This window comes from Pantoea sp. PvP021 (genome assembly GCF_054056055.1).
Genome location: NZ_JBSRXX010000008.1, coordinates 91,912 through 109,034, shown reverse-complemented (window position 1 = coordinate 109,034; position 17,123 = coordinate 91,912). Strand labels below are relative to the sequence as shown.

Genomic DNA, 17,123 nt, shown 5'->3' with positions numbered 1-17,123 from the left:
TTATGCTCCCTGCACTATCGCATCGTTCGCCTGTATCGCTTTAAGCAGACAAGGAATACAAATTTTATTTTCGATTGGCGGGTACAAGACTGGCATTTCTATCCTCTGCGAAGCACCACCTTCCGTGTCCAGTCGGCTGGCCTTGCGGGTGTACGTTCCCGCCGTTTCGTATTTGATTTGTCCCTGCTCAATGAGGATGGAACTCCCGCCTCCGACCAGACGTATTCGCTTTTTACCGGCCAGCAGCATCTCCGTTGCGGAGATAAGCGTGAGCTTCTGCTCCGCGCTCAAATGCATCGCCCCATTCTGCGCCTGAAACTGTACCTGCCCCTGTGCCGAAATCAGTCTCAGCTTGCCGTGTTGGGCAAACATTCCCACGCTGTCGCCTGCCAGTCCGGTGATATGCCCTTCAGCCCCCATGCTGATGTCACCACCGGCATTCAGGGCGACATTCTTCGTGGCCGCCAGGTGCAGATGCTCTGCACTGGTAAAAGCGATCCCCTCGGGTGCGGAGAAATGGATCATCTCATTGAGGGTTTTCAGCCGTGTGGCGAACATCGCCTGCTGGCTGGCAATGTCAGCTTCCAGGGCTTTCGCCTGGCGGGTGGCGCTGGCAAGCCCCTCGATTTGTGCGCGGACAGCCTCAATCTCCCGGAGTGCCACATCCATATCCAGCACATCGCCTTCACCCTGCACTTTGCCATCGGCGGTGACCAGCAGCCCTTTTGCCACACGTATAACCCCGAACTCATCGGTGCGCAGCTCAAACCCGGAGCCCCGTAGCGCGTTCTCCGCGTCCACGATGTGGCCCTGGTTCAGCGCCGTGGCCCCGAACGGCGTGCTGAGTGCGATATGCTCATTCTGGCGCTGGTCTTCCATCCGCAGTTCGTTCTGACCTGCGGTGCGCAGGATGTTCTGGCTGCGGTTATCGCGGGTGACCACATCTGGATGCTCAGAGTCATGGAACGCATAGGCGATGTACGGCCGGTCCGGGTCACCGCCGTCAAAGGCAATCCCCACTTCGGTGCCATCAATCAGCGGCGTGTGCCAGCCATAGGTTTCTCCGGCGTACGGTTTGGCCTGACGTATCCACAGGTAGTTATAGCCCGGCTCTGCGTCTTCACGGCTGAAGTCCAGCTTCACCCGGTAACGTCCCGTTTCATCGAGGTGCGCATACGGCGCATTCTTTTCGTCGCTCTCGACGCGGCCCGTAAGTGTCCCGGCAATCACCGGACGCGGCGTGGTTTTCGGGCGGAAGCAGTACTGTTCACTGTAAGGCATGCCCCATACCGAAACATGCAGACGGGTGTCCCGGGCCGCGCGGAAGGTGATGAGCGTAATGACCATTCCCTCTTTCAGCTCCGGCACATCACTGTCGCCGGTCTCCAGCACCATGCCCGGCGTCAGGTGGCTGGCGTTACTGAACAGGTGCAGGCGAATGGCATTATTGAGGGCGTGCTCATGCTGAATGCGGGCGTAAAAGGCGCCGCTTTCGGTTTCCGGCTCAGAGATGGTGTCATCCCCTGCTTCACGGTACGGGGCCGCGTAGTGATAATGTTCACCGGTGGTGGCCGCCTCATTTCTGACGCTGACCTGTGCATCCATCGGCGTACTGGCGGCGCGGTAGTTGTAATCTCGGGTGGCCACACTGCCGGTCACCGTGTGGTGCCATACCCTGGCATCCCATACGGCTTCAACCGCGCCGTCATGGAGGGCAGAAGGCTCACGGTATGGCAGGCGGACATCAAACTGATACTGCAACTGGCTGTCGGCGAAGGTCACCGTATCCAGCCCGGTGGTCGTGTTGACGCCGGTGCGGAACCAGATGCCGTCTTCGGCAAGGATACGCTGAATAAACTGCAGGTCGGTCTCACGCCACTGGGTTATCAGTTCGCGGACCGGGTAAGTCCGTTCCAGCCGGAATTCAAAATCTGCTCCTTCCAGCCCGTGGCTGCGCAGGACCTGCTCCACCAGTTCCGGTACCGAAACATTCTGCCAGACCGCGCAGCGCCGGGTATGGGCAAGCAGTGCCAGGCGCGAGGAAAGCGTTACGGCGAAATGCGTCCGGTCCACGGTTTCGTTGAGGACCTCAAAACCGGTGATGATGCCCTGCACCACCCGGCCTGAGAGCATGCTGAGTGTGCCATACTTCAGCATAACATCCTGACGGCTGATGCCTTTCTGTGGTGTGGTGAATTCAATGCGCCATTCGAACGGTTCATTCAGCGCCTCCCGCCCGTGGAAGTTCAGCACATCGGGCTTCAGGGTACTGTCGTTAATCTCTAGGCTGTAGCGGGTCTGTCCGTCAAACAGCGCCAGCCAGTTATCTGACGTCATATCCATTGCCTTACTCCTTCACCGGAACCAGAGTCAGCCCGGTGCTGTTGAGCTGAATAGTGCGCGGTTTGTCCGGGTCGAGGTCGTCGCGGCTCAGTACCAGCTTCCAGGTGTTGTTTTTGATATCCGGCCGATTAAACAGCCCCACCACCGCCACAAATTTCGCCTCTTCGCTCATCGGCATATTGAGGGTCATGCTGCCTTTAGGCATCACCAGCAGCGATTTGCTGGCGACGATGTCCTCTTTGAGGGTGTTATCTGCATCACGCAGCAGTTTCTGGTAGTCGGCAGCGTCCACCTTCTGGCGGTCTTTCAACTGGTAAACCTGCACCATGGTGGCAAGCGGCGTCTGGCTTTCATCGGCATTGGCAGCGGCACGTGGCTCGAAGTCCAGGTGCAGCACCTTTATTTTTTTGTAGAAGATGGCCCTGGTTGCGCTGACGGTGCCGTCCGACACGGCCTGAGTCAGGCCACATGCGGTCAACAGGGAACAGAGCAGCATCAGTGCGGCGCTGCGCGACAGGGAAGCGAAAGTCATTCGGAGAGTCCTTTTCAGCTTTCAGAAACAGGGGCGTATTGAATGTGTCTGGTGTTGGGTATTGCGTTCCGGAATATCAGTCGAAACGGTAGCCACCGGGCTCTGCCGGTCGCAGGGTCTCACAGGTCAGGCCTTCATAGGTGCCCAGGCTCACGGTCAGGTGCGTGCGGGTTGCGGGTTTGTCCCGCTTCAGGCCCAGCACGCCGGTACGTCCCAGTTGTACCCGGTGGGTCTTACCCAGACGGGGGTCAGGCAGGCAACTCACCGGCACCGTGAGGCGAAGACGCACATCGGAGCGATAACCCATGTACACCCGCAGCAGTACCATCAGGTCGGTGTGCAGTTGACCGCCGGGCAGCCAGCCCTGCGCTTCGTACGGGTTGTCGGTCGCCAGCATCAGCAGGATACGGCTGCAGGCTTCTTTGCCTGTTTTACCGAGGGTGGTGCGTTGTGACAGGGACACCCGGCTGGCTTTGCCAAGTCCGCTGCGATTCTCCACGGGGACTTTTACCGGGTCCGGGCTGATAACCGTGCTCAGGGTGTCCGGGGCCAGCAGACTCACCAACTGGCGGATGCCTTCGGCGTTTCGGGTGGGCAGCCGCATGGTGCCGAGCAGAGCCAGGAAGCGGGAAACCGGCGTGGCAATCTGCTCCGCCGTGCCCGGGATGCCAAGACCAACCAGCCCCAGCAGGCACTGGGAGGTGTCATCCACGCCGCCGGCTTCGAAGGTTGCCGGGTAAGCGTATTTGCGCCAGATACGGTAGTACTGGGTGTGGATACGGTGGCTGAAGATATCGAGAAACGCGGTGGTGGCTTCATACCCCTCCCGGCGCTGCGCAATATCATCGAGGTACGCCGTCGGTAGCGGGGAGTCCACCCCGTACATTCCGAGGAAAGTGGTCCGCACCGTCGGCGACAGGTCCGGGTGGTCCTCATCGGTTTCAACCGCTTTGAGTTCGCTGACCGGGAAGCCCATTCCCGGCCACGGGCGAAAACGCACCGGGTCAGCGGAGATTTTTTCGGTACTGCCGAGCTTCGGCGCGTCCGGGTTCTCCTGCTCCAGCAGCTGACAGAAGCGGTAGAAATTAACCTGCCAGATGTCGTCGCGAAGCGCTTCTGTCAGCCCGGAATGTGCTGGCTGTGGTTCTCTTTCCATCGCAGTCGTTTCCCTGTCGGTTGCAGGACCAGCGTGAGCTGATTGAAGAGGTGGACATCGGCATAAAGGGCAAAGAAGCGATGCAGCATCTCGCCAAACAGCGTGACGTCGCCCTCCCCGGCAAAGTTATCGGCATTAAGGGTGATTTCAATGTCCACCCCGCGCAGCATAAAGCCCTTTTCAAAGCGACGGATAAGCGTGTGCTTCACGGAAACAATCGCCTCCAGGCGGCGACGGTTCATCTCATCATCGGTCCAGTCATAGAGCGCCAGCGTGCCGCGCAGCACTTCCGGATTATCCATCATGCTTAAAAAGCTTGAACCCAGATGGCTCATCACCCGCCAGTGGAAGCGGTCATTTGCCGGTGGGTAAAGCGGCAAAGTTGGCACCTTCAGATTCATGACCTGAACCGGCACTTTGCCCGCTTTCACCACCCTGTCCAGCAGCGTGCTCTGGAGTGAGCGGCGCGGCAGCTGGCCGTTGGTACCTGTGATGCGGATGGAGAGCGACTCCGGGGCCTGTGACAGTTGCTCCAGTTCGAATGACTTACCGCCAAGGATAAGCCAGGTGTCATACAGCCCCGAGGGACCGCGCTTCACGCGGGTGTGGAAGTAACGCTCCGGCGCGTCATGGCGCATCATGCCACCGCGGTGGCGGAAACTGGTGAACGGTACGTACGGATGTTTGCCGTTTTTCACCGCACCGTGAATGGAATCCACACTGTAGATTTCCGTATGACCGTCCTGCACGCGCATCGGCCGCAGCAGGTATTCGTTCTGCAGCGGGTCAGGCGTCAGCGGGTCCGCTTCCAGTGAGAACAGGTTAATGACCGGCGCACAGTGCAGGCGGAAATTATCGGTCTCAAACGGCATGTCTGACGGCCAGCCGCCGTCGAGCACGATATCGGTCTCAAACCAGGTGGTTTTCTGACTCAGCCCTGCCAGCTCGAGGCCTCTGAGCTCCACGAACATAAACTTCTCGCGGAAGCTGAAATACTCCAGCAGCAGCTGGTAGCCACTGAACGCTGAGTCCCCTTTAGGCCACAGCCGGTCGGTATCATCAAAGCCCATGGGTTTACACCAGCCGTCAAAGCGTACCCGCTCAGTACGGGTCTCACTGTGGCGGACATACATCGCCTGCACCCGGCGCGTCAGCGCCAGATGCAGAGCCGAGGCCACCGGGCTGTCTGCATCGAGGTAAATAGCCACCTTATCAATCCCGGCTTTAGACCAGTCCACCTTGTCCGGGCATTCGAAACGCAGACGAATGGCGGCGCGTCCATCGGGCTCTGTCTGCAGGCGGGCCTCAGCCAGGTACAGCGGCTGCAGGAGCACTTCGCGGGTAGTGCGGTACTGACAGACCGTGTTATCGGGACCGACCGGACGCGATAGGACGGAAAAGCCGTTTTCAAGCACTTCCATTTTGCGAAGCTGGCGCCAGTCCGGCGTGAACGCCACTACCGACAGCGACGGAATGGTGCGCATGTAATGTGGCCACAGCAGGCTCACCAGCCCTTCGGTCAGTTCCGGCAGGTCATCATCGAGCTTTTCACGCAAACGGCCCATCAGGAAGGCAAAGCCCTCAAACAGGCGCTCCACATACGGATCACGGGCCCCGGTTTTATCCAGATTGAGCATCGCTGCCCGATCGGGGTGAGCGCGGGCAAATTCTTTACCGGCTTCGCGCAGGTAGCGCATCTCGGCTTCGTAATAGCGAAGGGTTAAATCATCCATATACGGAGATCCTGAGTGTAGAAAATATCAAAAAGAAAACAGATGGCGTCATCGGAGGTGATGGCCTGTAATGTCAGGGGAGGCTTATCCGCACAGCACCATTGCGCGTGCCGGATCGAGGGCAATCAGCCCGGCCAGCAGACTATCCATTTCCGGGGCAAAACGGGCTTTGTCACTTTCACTGCGCCCCGCTTTCATGCGCAGCAACCGCAGACGGCGGGCCTGCACGTCGAACAGCAGTCCCGGCTCCCACTCGCTGAGTGTCAGTTTCGGGGCGCTGTCGGTAAGTTCCCCCAGCAAATGGAGAGCGAGTTCATTACGCCCGTACTGCTCAGCCACCTTTGCCATCAGCAGACGCAGCAGCCAGCGGCTGCGGGGTGAGGCCATGTCCGGACGACTCTGCAGCCAGACCAGCGCAGCCTCCAGGCCCTCGGTGTCCCCCTTCTCCATCGCCTCCGTTTCCAGTGCCAGAATGTCATCTGTCTGAGCAGCGGTGGCCACTGCCGGCTCGTCACTGAATCCGGGCATGTCATCGTTGACCTTTTCGGCTATCCAGTTCAGTGTCACCTCATCGGCCAGCGGCGTACCATCGTTCCAGGCGAGTGTTTCCAGACCCGGCAGGCGTTTCAGTAACAGCTTCAGGTCGCTGAGTATGTACTCCGCCCAGTGCTCCCACGGCCCACCAGCCCGGCTCAGCCCCTGCCACAGATACCACTGCAAATCGAGCCAGAAGCGGTTACCGCCCTCAGAGAACATCACATCCACCTGCTCAACCAGTTCAGTCCAGCTCTGCTGCAGGTACAGACGTTTAAGCTGGGCGCGGTAGTCAGCCTTTGGCGGCAGCAGGCGTGTCCGCCCGGCTGCATCAAGAGCCGGAAGTTGCGTCACCATGTCCCAGCGGGCGGCCTTCATCATCCTGTGAGCGGCAAGCCAGCCCTGTGGCTGCTCAACCACCCAGCCGGACAGCACCCGCAGCTGACGGACCAGTTCCACTTCCGATTTGACAGCCACGGTTTCCGGTACAGCAGTGCCTGACGTCGGTGTGCTGTGGGTGCTTTCACCTGAGCCGTCCGGTCCTGATGAAGCCACCGGTGTATCCAGCCCGCCGCTACCAGCCAGGCGGGTTTCCAGCCTGCGCAGCAAACCGGCAAAATCAGGGCGTTCCGCATCCGGCAGCTGTTTCAGGGCCGTTTCCAGCAAGCACAGCGCGGCTGCTGTTCTGGCGGTCTCTTCACGCGTCACATCCGGCCAGCGCGAGAATGTATCGAGCACTTTCTCACTGTTCAGCCAGTCGAGTGCGGCCAGTCTTGCGGTGCTGCGCTGTGGGTGGCAGTGCCGCCCCGCCTGTTCCAGCATGGCTGCCAGCAGCAGGATGCCATCCGTCAGCCCGGTATCGCCATCGCGCTGCAGACGAGCCATGGTGTACCAAGTCACCACCCGGATGTCGCGGGCATGTCGGGTCAGAATGCTTTCCGCCAGGCGACAAAGCACCCCGGTATCGGTGCCAGAAAGCTTGTTGATCTCCTCGCGCATCAGCTGGAAATCATCCTCATAGGTAGGGTCATCTCCGGCTCCATTACCAGTCGGGAGTGGTGTCAGCCACGGCGACCACAGAGAGAGGCTTTCCCGGCTCTTAGCGAGCAGTGCGGTACGCTGGACCGCGCCCGGAAGACACAGGGTCAGGAGCGTTTCTGCAGTCGCCATTTATTCGTCTCCGGCAAGGGTGAGTGAGCCATCAGTCGCGCCCACGGAAAAAATAGTCTGCGGCAGACTGAAGCCCTGCAGTTTGAGCAGTGCCAGTGGCCCGTCACCGAGCTCACTGCGCATGATGAATTTCAGCGGATTGCCATCCGGAGTGATCCACACCAGTTGTGTCCGGCTGCTGTCGAGCGGGGTGATAAGCGCCTTATCCAGCAAACGGATAAAGCCCCAGTTTCCCTGATTACTGGCATACAGGCGCATTTCTGTATTGACTGAGCGCCAGCTCAGATCCACACCGGGGTAATACGTATTGCCCGGCCAGGTGAAGCTCTGCCAGCTTTCCATCTGGTTGAAGTAATCCAGTTTCTGACCATCGAGCGTCAGCTGGGTGCGGGCCACATCGCGTGACGGTCGGGCCATCAGTTCGAAATGAACCCCGGCATCGCCCTGAGCAAAGACGATATCCGAGATATCGGCAAGCTTGTTGATGGCGGCAAGAAACGCCGGACTGATGCTCATTCCCTGACTGGCAGCCGGATCCACCACCCAGTGGTTGCCTTCCTGATGCAGCATGCCCCCGAGGTTGGTTTTGATAAATGCCGCGATACGCCCGGAGTCGCTGCGCAGGAACTGGGCCAGCAGTGGCAGTGAAGCATCGCTGCCGGTGGCCTTAAATGGATAGCGTCCGGCAAAGGCAGTGTTCCACTGCGAAACAATGGTGCTCTGCCAGCGGGCATTGAGGCTGCCTGCCGCCGGAGCCAGCACCTGACGCCAGGCCAGATCGAGCGGCTGCACAAACAATGCTTGCCCGAAACCGTTCCACTCCTGCCCGAGACTTGCCGCTACCAGAGAGCCGTAGTCACGGGTGTCGGTCAGATCGATGGCTTTTCCCTGGAAAACAGTCTGGGCCAGCATCTGCGCCATCGCCTGCGGATCAGGGGCGCTGGTCACCTGCTGCAGCTTGAGACGCACCTGGGTTACACGGGCAAGCCAGGACTGGAAGCTGAGGTTACCGTTTGAGCCGGTACCGTCCTTGCCGGCCATCAGCCCCGTGAGTGGACCAAAGACGCCATCCAGCGGCCCTTTCGGCCCCTGCGCCTGTTTAATAAACTGTTTTGCACTCTTCTGACGCCCCACCAGTTTTTTCGCCGAGTCCACCAGGGTGTCAGCCAGAGCCTCTCCTTTTGTCCCGGTCTGTCCCTGCCAGGCAAGTGTATTCATCAGCGCCACCAGAGGGGACTGACGCACATCTGCCAGCAGGTTCAGCTGCGCAATGGCCTCCGAAAGCGATGACGCTTCGTGCCACTGAATGCTGTTGGCCATGTTGAGCCAGGCGTTGCCAAAGTCAGTGAAGTAACGCTCGGTCAGGCGCTGTTTCAGCGCTTCCGGTGACACATCACTGCCCGGCTGACGGGTTTTGTCGGTGAGCACCCAGTCAATTTCATCACGGCGGGTCTTCACTACCTGATCAATCGCATCTTCAACCTGCTCTTCCCACGCCTGACGGGTGAACATCCCCGGCACCACCTCTTCCGAGGAGAACAGGGTTGACGCATCCGTATCGCCGGTCATGTCAGACAGGGTTAAATCCGGCCAGTTACGGGCAATGCGCCCGAGCATCTCCTGGTACAGACCGCTTTCCGCGTTACGCTGACCAATCTGTTTGAGCAGGATCTGACGTACTGTGCCCACCAGTTCGCGGTCAGGAGAGATTTTCCACTCCGGGTGTGCCGGTAAGTTCTGCGCCCAGAAGCCGAGCAGCTTCGGCGCCTGGGTCTGCCATACGCTGTCCGGCACGCCGCTGCGTTGCGGCCAGGCCTTCAGCATATTGCCGGCAAGCCACTCCGCATCCGCTTTGTCTGGACGGGCCAGCATCAGGTAGCCTTTAAGCAAACCGTAGGTCTTCTGAGTGGCAGACGTGCGCGCATCGCTTGCCGGAGACAACTGCACGAAAGCGTTGAGCTGACGGTGAAGTTCGTCAGCCAGTGCATCACGCATCAGCGCCTGATTGTTACGGGCATACAATGGCCAGAGCAGCTTCAGCGTGTCGCTGTCCTGGTTCAGGCCAAAGCGGGTGTACCACGGCGCACCGTACACTTCGCGGTTCTGCAGGCGGGCGATGGTCTGCTGCAGAGCTAACTGGTTACGCAGGCGATCCGACAGAGGCTGTTTAGTGTCAGCAGCAATCCGGGCCGTATCCTGAGCCAGCCAGATTTGGGTGCGGTTGACGGACAGGGACATTAGCGTACCCGCCCCCCAGAGCAGTACCAGACCGAGCAGCACCAGGCGCAGCACCTTTTGCCAGTGGAAACCGATTTTACGGGCATGCACCTGCAGGCTGTCGTTTTCGAGCGCCTGCCAGACCGGTGGTGAAAGGCGCGCATGCGGCACCGTTTCGGTCCCTGGCAATGCCGGACTGAACATCACCCCACGCAGACGGTATGGGGCTGGCCCTGACATCAGCGTGGTCAGCAGCGGGATCAGGGATCGTCGCAACGAGCCGCGCAGGGCTTTCGACAGGCTCAACAGCCAGTGGTGCTGAGAGTTCTCCAGCAGCGCCGACACGCCTGGGGTTTGCAGGTCTGACGAGAGTGAGGTCAATGTCGAACGGACCTCTTCCGTTGTCGCACCTGGACCAAACAGCGCGCCGGCTGGAGGTACACCCACTCCATCCTGGTCCCAAGAGCCTTCCCGGACAAGCCACAGCCAGACCGGCAGCTGCCAGCCCAACTGAGTATCGGTTTTCTGACGTACACGCACCAGCGTGTCCTGCTTCGCTGTATCGGGCAGTGCAGCCGTGTTCATCACCTGCACCACACCATCCAGCGGACGCTGTGGTCGCACTGCTTTCAGCACGGACAGGAACTCATCATCCGGCACGCTTTCCGCCAGACCGCCGTAAATAATCACAATCCCGTCACTTTCCTGCCAGTGATCGCCCTTAAGACCCGGCACCACCTTTTCGATATCACTGTCGGTACCCTGTACCAGCAACAGGCGAACTTTGGCTTTCCAGCGACGGCGGTAGCGCAGGCGCAGATGATCGACCAGCGCCTCAGCCACAAACCGGGAGGTGTCCGCGTCGGTATGCTTTGCTTCAGGCTGGGATGCAGCAGCCTGCTGTCCGGAGGCGACCACATCCAGCTTTCCCAGCTTCTCACCGTTCTTCGTGAATACAGTTTCAAGTACCCAACCGATGATCACTGCCGCCAGCATCAGCAGCAGGCTGATTATCACTATGCCGGTCGTACTGAATGGCCCGATATTGAAGGTGTGCTTAACCCACTCCGGCCATAACAAGAGTGCGCCGCCAATGAGGCAGACAGATAGTGCGCCCAGAAGCAGCGCAAGCAGAAAAGTGGATGCGATTTTCATAACGAAGGAGAGCAATCCCTTGAGAGTTATTCCGGGGTGACAATACAGAGTTGTCGGTTGTCTTCTGAAAGTTCGGTGACAATTAGCTGGGCTTCGCTGTCGCTCAAACACTGACGCGCTGCCAGCTGTAACGCCTGCCAGGGAGCGGCTACGCCCGCAAACCCGACAACCGTATCAATATGGGTAATTTTATCGGCTTTAAGCCCCGGGGCATGTGCCTCCCGGGCCTTGCTGAAGATATCGCCGGAGGCCATCTGGCCGCCGCTGGTCCATGCCTGCTTCAGTGCTGTTTTTTCCAGTCCTGACCACATCATGACGAGCTCAAATGCCCGGTCGAGATTGCCATCGCGACACATCTGCGGCCGGTGAACTTTGACTGACGCATCCGGGATATCCTTCAGGCGGCAGTTGGTCAGCAGTAACACTGAAATGGCTTCGCCACTGTCCTCTGGCGGGTTTTCGTAAAGCTGAGCGCTGATCACCAGTAACGCAGCAGCACGGTCATAATGGCAATCCAGCCAGTAGTCGAGGATTTCCAGCCCCGTCATTTCGCGAATGCGCACCAGCGGATGGGACACGCTTTTTTGCAGGAGGGACGGCAATGTCGAAAACTGTTCGCCGGTATCCACCGCCAGATAGCAGGTCAGCGTCGGAGGGAGCAACGCCACCAGATTCTGGATGTGGGCGATTACCTCCTGAAAATAATGCGCTTCCCGGTCAGCCATTTCCCCGGTGGCCGCCAGCGCGCGGTGACGAACCGGATTGCCGCCATTAACGGGCTCGCAGGGCATCATCAGGGGCTTTTTGGCTAGTACAGCCTCATGCGCCATCGGACTGGCAGACCCCAGCCCGTTAATCAGTACTTCGCCGATAAGCCATGCAAAGCGCTGTCCGCGAGCAACGTCTGCGCGGTACCGGGCGGCGGTTGTGGCATTCTTCTTAACACAACGCCCGCGCAGTAACGCATAACCAAAATAGCGCCCGACAACCAACAGGCCCCACAACAGGACAGGCACACCTGCGGCCAGCCCCCAGAATGCTGCACCTGAACGCTCACCCTGCCAGAACAGGAATGTCACTGCAGCACCCACCAACAGCATCACAATGCCCAGGAGCAGCCAGCGTTTAAAACGCGGACGAGGCGGCAGTCTCTCCTGCTCGGGGGTGCGCTCAAGTTCAACCGGCACGTTTACCCCACCAGTGCATTAGGCAGTGAACTGATAAGTGTGCAGCCACAGCCACACTTGTGCCCGTGGAAAGCCACAGGAACACCGCGATCGCGGTAATTTGGGTTACCTTCAACGATAGTGGTATCACCATGCTCAGGGCAGGAAACACGATCACCTTTACGGGCTACACCGATATCGCCAAAGAGCATGGTTGTTGAGCAGGACAAAACAGCCCCACCGTGGGTGGTTTTGTCACCGAGACGAATAATTCCTTGCATCAGCATTCCTATTGTTACACTTAGAATAATATAGAAACATTACTTCCACACACAATCTGAACGATCATCATTGTATGCACCTATGTTTTCAGAGAATTCAGTAACTTTTCCTTTTAATGATTTATAATCAAACTGATAAAAACGAGCACCTTGTGACATTACCGTATAATAACCATTTACTTTTCCGTTAAGCATTTCATTCCAATCGGTTGTAAAAGATGAGGGACGGTCAGCTGAATCTTGTTCTTCTGTTTTTACAAAAAGCAATGGAATAGCTGATTTCGAATGTTCGTACTTAACATACCCAATATCCAATCCTTCCTGAGATATTTTGACGAATTTGACATTCATCTTCCCTGCACTAAAACATCCTACAGTTTCACTCGCATGAGCCATGAAACTGAGTGACATAATAAATACTGAAAAAATCGCAACAAATACTTTCATTAAGATACCTCTAGGGCTGTAATTCTACCATCTATGTAATTGAGTACCTCTTGATACTCAACTCCGTAAATTTTTCTATGTGCCTGCCTTGCAGGGAAAGGGTTTGCATTTATGAGTTCTTTTGCACGCTTGTAGCCGGCCAATGCTTTATCTTTGTTCTTCTCTGTACCTTGTCGTCTTGACCCTGGATCATGCCAAAGCCCCCATCCAAATGAGTAAATCTTACTATTGTATATTTCACTGATCGTAAATGGATATGTTCCAGCTTCGTTCTTTTTATTCAAATGCTCTGTATGAAGACTTTTCACAGCCTTATTAAATATATTTAGGCGATCATCATACCCATTAAAACCACCATTAATGACTGCAGTTATTTTGTTGAAGTCATCATCTCCAGAGAGAATATCCAAAGATTTATGAACCTTGAAAAACCAGAATGCAGAAAGAACACTATGAGGCAGCACAGTTAACTTATCTCTGGCTGAGTCGGATGATGACACATCCTCTCCAATATAACACCCATAACTGTCATAATTGGTTTGCAGAGTAATTTGGATTAATCCCCTGCCGTACCACGGTTGATAAGAGGCTCTTTCTCCATTAATTTCTTTAGTGAATCTAAAATTTCCACTTTCGTGCAAAACTTGTGCTAAGAAATGGGCTTTATCTCGACATTTAGTGATTTCAAATCGCTTAAAGCCTGCATTTAACCCATCCAAATAACTTTTAAGCGTGTCAATATTCACACCTTGCGCTATTTTTTGCAGTTCCTCAATAGTGATATCTCGATTACATGCACATATCCCATGATCATTAATTGCATCTAAAAATGTCACGGGATGCATATGCCAGACAGGCGCACCGCTGCTGAATCCGTCCACCTTGCTCATCCACTCCATGTCGTTAAACCACTTTTTAACATAGCTGACACAGAGGGGATCCAGCTGCTTTAAAAACGTTCTCCAGCGGTGATGGCTGCTGCCGCCAAACCATTCACTGTCGTGTCTGACCACCATTCGCGCCGCGATATCCCTGACATCCAGCTCCGCATAATTAACCGCCTGGCGTAGCTCTGCACCGGAAAGGTCGCCACTGTTATCGCTGTCCATTTTCTGCAGCAGGGCTTTGTAGTAGTCAGAGACCTGTTTTTCCCGGATACCGCGCTCAGGGCGTACCCACTCTGCAATCCTGGTGAACCCGTCTTTAATCCACCCTTCACGCAGGGATTCCGTCATATCGGATGTGGACGGCTCCTCAAATGCTTTAAAGCCCAGTTTATCCAGGTGTACTGGCCAAATAAACATTCACGTCTTCTGAAAAAATGCAAAAAAATGGAGGGCACAAGCAGATAATAATGATGCTATTTTCAATTTCATTGCTAATGCCGCTCTGAAGTTTACCGGCTAAGTCTGATAGTTTATCGATATCATTTCTCCTACAATCGTATAAATATTCATTTTGAGTTTGATTACAGTAGCGCCTCATGTAATAACTCCACTGTCACAATCACCAAAAGGTAAACATTTAAAACCATTTCATCCAAAACTTACCTTTTTGAGGTTAATGTAATCATTTTTTACACCTGAAGATATAACGCATATCAAAAGCAAATTCACATTAAGCTTAAACCTACACATTAATTTTATTTATAACAAATATCTTTTCGAGCATTAAAATGCAAGGTTGAAACGTTCAACCTTGACTTCTAATCATCGAAAAATTAGCTCCATCCACAAACGACCTTTTATGGAAGAATACTATTAAAATATTCAGCTTCCTTCAGATATTCATTGGTGATGCATTGGTTAAATTCAGCAGTTTTAGCATCCGTACCATTTGATTCAAAAGTTTCCAGCTGGCACTTTTTATCAATCATTATATCCCATGATGCTCTCAGGTCTGAGATTTGCTTTTTCATCTCTAAATTATTATCAATCTTCCTCATCTCTGCTTTATCTAATTTTTTTAGAGCTTCGCTAACTTTGGTTTGGGTTTCAGAGTTTATATCTGAAAGCTGCTTACTTTCATTTTGATTAAAAGCAGAGAAGCCAGAAAAAGAAAACAAAACCAATAATGACAATAAAATTCCTCTAGTTTTCATAAAAATAAACCCTTTTATTAAATCTATCATATGGAACATTTGACCAGTTAATTCGGCTCCGGAAAGGCAGACAGCGGAGCAAGCCCGATATACAGCGAGTAAAAATCGAGGCCGTTGTCCTTCTTTTCAGGATCCGGAGTACAGGTCGATTTGACCAGCACAAACGTACTGGAATACTGCAGCGGGTTATTGATGTATTTACTGGTCAGATAGTCTTGATTAACACGCCAGGCCACGACTTCGCCACCCGCCATAAACTGAAGCGGCACCGCAGTATCTGCCGTCTCGTTTGTCAGCACGGAACCCGGGGCGCTCTTACTGGTGATGTGGATCCCGCCGTGCCACATGTTATTCGTTCCGGCCAGCCAGGAGCCGTGTGGCTCCTGACAGAGCGGCTGCATCATTTCATCCAGGGTGGCGTATTGTTCACCATTCGCTTTTCGGGCAGGAAAACAGATTTTCATTTCGGTTATCCTTAACGTGAAGGAAGTATCACGCTACTGGGCCGGGATGCGCTCAAGTTCAACCGACACGTTTACCCTACCAGAGCATTGGGCAGTAAACTGATAAGCGTGCAGCCACAGCCACACTTGTGACCATGGAACGCCACGGGAACACCGCGATCGCGATAATTTGGGTTACCCTCAACGATAGTGGTATCACCATGCTCAGGGCAGGAAACTCGATCACCTTTTCGGGCCACGCCAATATCGCCAAAGAACATGGTTGTTGAACAGGACAACACTGCCCCACCGTGAGTAGTTTTATCGCCGAGCCTGATTATTCCTTGCATATTCACACCTATTCTCAACAAATCAGCAATTTCAATCGTTAGTATCTCAAGAAAGATTAGTTAAAAAGATTCAAGTCCTGACAAGAAATGTACCCATCAATAATTTTATTCTTAGCATTAGTATATTCAATCAAACACCTATTCTCACCGATGTTTAAGAGGGTTATTTTATCACCCTTAACCAAATAAGATTTCATCTTCTTCCCAGTCGATGACAGAAAATAAGCTCTTGAGGATTTAACTTCAAAGGGTGAATGCCCATCAGTGACCAAATCTACTTTTTTAGCATTAGCCTTCTCAAAAGTAGACTTGCCATTTGAAATCTTCAAGACATCAAAGTCTATTGATGGATTTGGAGTGTTCCGAATTACCACCCAGGTATCACTCCCATATAGCTCACAAGCGCCGCTATTATTTTCACAAGAAATTATTTTATAGTTCCCATTCCCTAAGTCGCTTTTGCTTTCATATAACTTATATGCATATCGATTTTCATTTTGAAATAATATTATTGGCAAGTACTTAACCTTATCATTTATAAAGTACGATGTCTGGATTTTGTTATTGTGACTAATGATTCCATTGATAAAATCGTCTCCTTCGCCCCCTGAAACAGATGATTTATTATCAATTTTCTTATCTAATCCACAAAGTCCCTCTTTGGACACAATTCCATTGCTGCCGCTTTTAAAATCCGCATAAATGCAGTTAATTCTAAAGTTAATGTTATCTCGTTCGATTACTGAGAACATAGAGTAAGAGTCCGAAGAGTCACTATCATGCACAACAGAGGGTTTTCCTCCGAAGTAGTCAAAATAATACGATGTATTCCCTTCATCCTGCTCTTCAAATTTGAGAAACGATCGACCATCATCTGATTTAATTTGCTGCGAATTTTTATCGTAAGATAATTTAGAGCCCGTATCATTGACCGCAAATGCCACACTTTCACTGCAAATAAAAAAGCTGATAATAAATGCATTTGTTTTTGTTATATCAAAATTCATTTACACCCCATATTTACTGTATAAATATTTCTTTATTTTAATTGCATTATCCAATGCGTAGTTCGAAATCTCCCCGTTAATCATAGTTTGATAGCCAGACAAAGCAGCATCCTTATCTGAATCAAGATATAACTCATAGCCTGATCCCTCATTACGGCGATAGGTTTTAACTTCATAGTGATATGGGTACAGAATTCCATTTGTGGAATAGTTCACACTCCAGCGAAGAAGCACCACTACATATCTTTCACCTGCAATAGGTGTAAAGAAAACCGATAAGACCTCTGCTGGCGCATCTGCGTAGTTAAAGGTATCAACCTTGCGATTGTATTCGCCATTTGTTTTTGAGTAACTTTGATAAAAATCCACATTTCTTTTATCTTTTGAGTTCTGAAAACAAATAAGCCCATTATTAAACGCACTATCTTTGAATGGACCTTGAACCATTGTACTCTGGGGTTATCACCACAAGCATAAGTTAATATTGA

14 protein-coding genes and 1 pseudogene are annotated in these 17,123 nt (G+C 53.6%); all 15 read right to left on the bottom strand.

Translation table 11 applies throughout. From position 1 onward, the window contains the following. The 15 genes and pseudogenes from ACVKSX_RS18635 to ACVKSX_RS18565 all read right to left on the bottom strand — a co-directional run bounded on the left by ACVKSX_RS18635 (position 1) and on the right by ACVKSX_RS18565 (position 17,082). On the bottom strand, positions 1 to 2,343 hold the full coding sequence (locus ACVKSX_RS18635) for a type VI secretion system Vgr family protein (protein WP_354438118.1): 2,343 nt from the start codon (positions 2,341 to 2,343) through the stop codon (positions 1 to 3). Positions 2,344 to 2,347: 4 nt separating this feature from the next. Then, entirely contained in the window at positions 2,348 to 2,875 is a 528-nt protein-coding gene (gene tssJ / locus ACVKSX_RS18630; RefSeq protein ID WP_022625121.1) for a type VI secretion system lipoprotein TssJ, read from the bottom strand. A 76-nt stretch (positions 2,876 to 2,951) separates the two neighbouring features. Then, the gene (gene tssG / locus ACVKSX_RS18625; RefSeq protein WP_354438116.1) at positions 2,952 to 4,031 is read right to left on the bottom strand and encodes a type VI secretion system baseplate subunit TssG; all 1,080 of its coding nucleotides are present in this window, start codon (positions 4,029 to 4,031) and stop codon (positions 2,952 to 2,954) included. Next, positions 3,995 to 5,764 (bottom strand): type VI secretion system baseplate subunit TssF, encoded by a 1,770-nt coding sequence (tssF, locus tag ACVKSX_RS18620; protein ID WP_111534437.1) that lies wholly within the window; start codon positions 5,762 to 5,764, stop codon positions 3,995 to 3,997. The genes tssG and tssF overlap by 37 nt, the downstream gene beginning before the upstream one ends. Before the next feature lie 84 nt (positions 5,765 to 5,848). After that, positions 5,849 to 7,468, bottom strand: coding sequence for a type VI secretion system protein TssA (tssA, locus tag ACVKSX_RS18615; RefSeq protein ID WP_354438115.1), 1,620 nt, complete (start codon positions 7,466 to 7,468; stop codon positions 5,849 to 5,851). Continuing rightward, complete coding sequence (locus ACVKSX_RS18610) at positions 7,469 to 10,840, bottom strand: ImcF-related family protein (RefSeq protein ID WP_354438114.1); 3,372 nt, start codon at positions 10,838 to 10,840, stop codon at positions 7,469 to 7,471. Positions 10,841 to 10,866: 26 nt separating this feature from the next. Further along, complete coding sequence (locus ACVKSX_RS18605) at positions 10,867 to 12,027, bottom strand: hypothetical protein (RefSeq protein WP_354438112.1); 1,161 nt, start codon at positions 12,025 to 12,027, stop codon at positions 10,867 to 10,869. Between the two features lie 2 nt (positions 12,028 to 12,029). Next, complete coding sequence (locus tag ACVKSX_RS18600) at positions 12,030 to 12,287, bottom strand: PAAR domain-containing protein (protein ID WP_072000524.1); 258 nt, start codon at positions 12,285 to 12,287, stop codon at positions 12,030 to 12,032. 39 nt (positions 12,288 to 12,326) lie between these two features. Then, positions 12,327 to 12,734 carry a hypothetical protein gene (locus ACVKSX_RS18595; protein WP_022625128.1) on the bottom strand — a complete coding sequence of 136 codons (408 nt, stop codon included), beginning with the start codon at positions 12,732 to 12,734 and terminating at the stop codon, positions 12,327 to 12,329. Next, positions 12,734 to 14,038, bottom strand: coding sequence for a hypothetical protein (locus tag ACVKSX_RS18590; protein WP_354438111.1), 1,305 nt, complete (start codon positions 14,036 to 14,038; stop codon positions 12,734 to 12,736). Before ACVKSX_RS18590 ends, ACVKSX_RS18595 begins: the two co-directional genes overlap by 1 nt. 440 nt (positions 14,039 to 14,478) lie before the next feature. Further along, complete coding sequence (locus tag ACVKSX_RS18585; RefSeq protein ID WP_031292743.1) at positions 14,479 to 14,835, bottom strand: hypothetical protein; 357 nt, start codon at positions 14,833 to 14,835, stop codon at positions 14,479 to 14,481. A gap of 62 nt (positions 14,836 to 14,897) precedes the next feature. Then, positions 14,898 to 15,299 (bottom strand): annotated as a pseudogene (locus tag ACVKSX_RS18580) (hypothetical protein); the annotation flags it as partial. Positions 15,300 to 15,370: 71 nt separating this feature from the next. Then, on the bottom strand, positions 15,371 to 15,628 hold the full coding sequence (locus ACVKSX_RS18575; protein ID WP_354438109.1) for a PAAR domain-containing protein: 258 nt from the start codon (positions 15,626 to 15,628) through the stop codon (positions 15,371 to 15,373). Between the two features lie 56 nt (positions 15,629 to 15,684). Further along, complete coding sequence (locus ACVKSX_RS18570; RefSeq protein ID WP_022625130.1) at positions 15,685 to 16,635, bottom strand: hypothetical protein; 951 nt, start codon at positions 16,633 to 16,635, stop codon at positions 15,685 to 15,687. After that, complete coding sequence (locus tag ACVKSX_RS18565) at positions 16,636 to 17,082, bottom strand: hypothetical protein (protein WP_144266840.1); 447 nt, start codon at positions 17,080 to 17,082, stop codon at positions 16,636 to 16,638. It lies immediately after the preceding gene. Between the last annotated feature and the right edge of the window lie 41 nt (positions 17,083 to 17,123).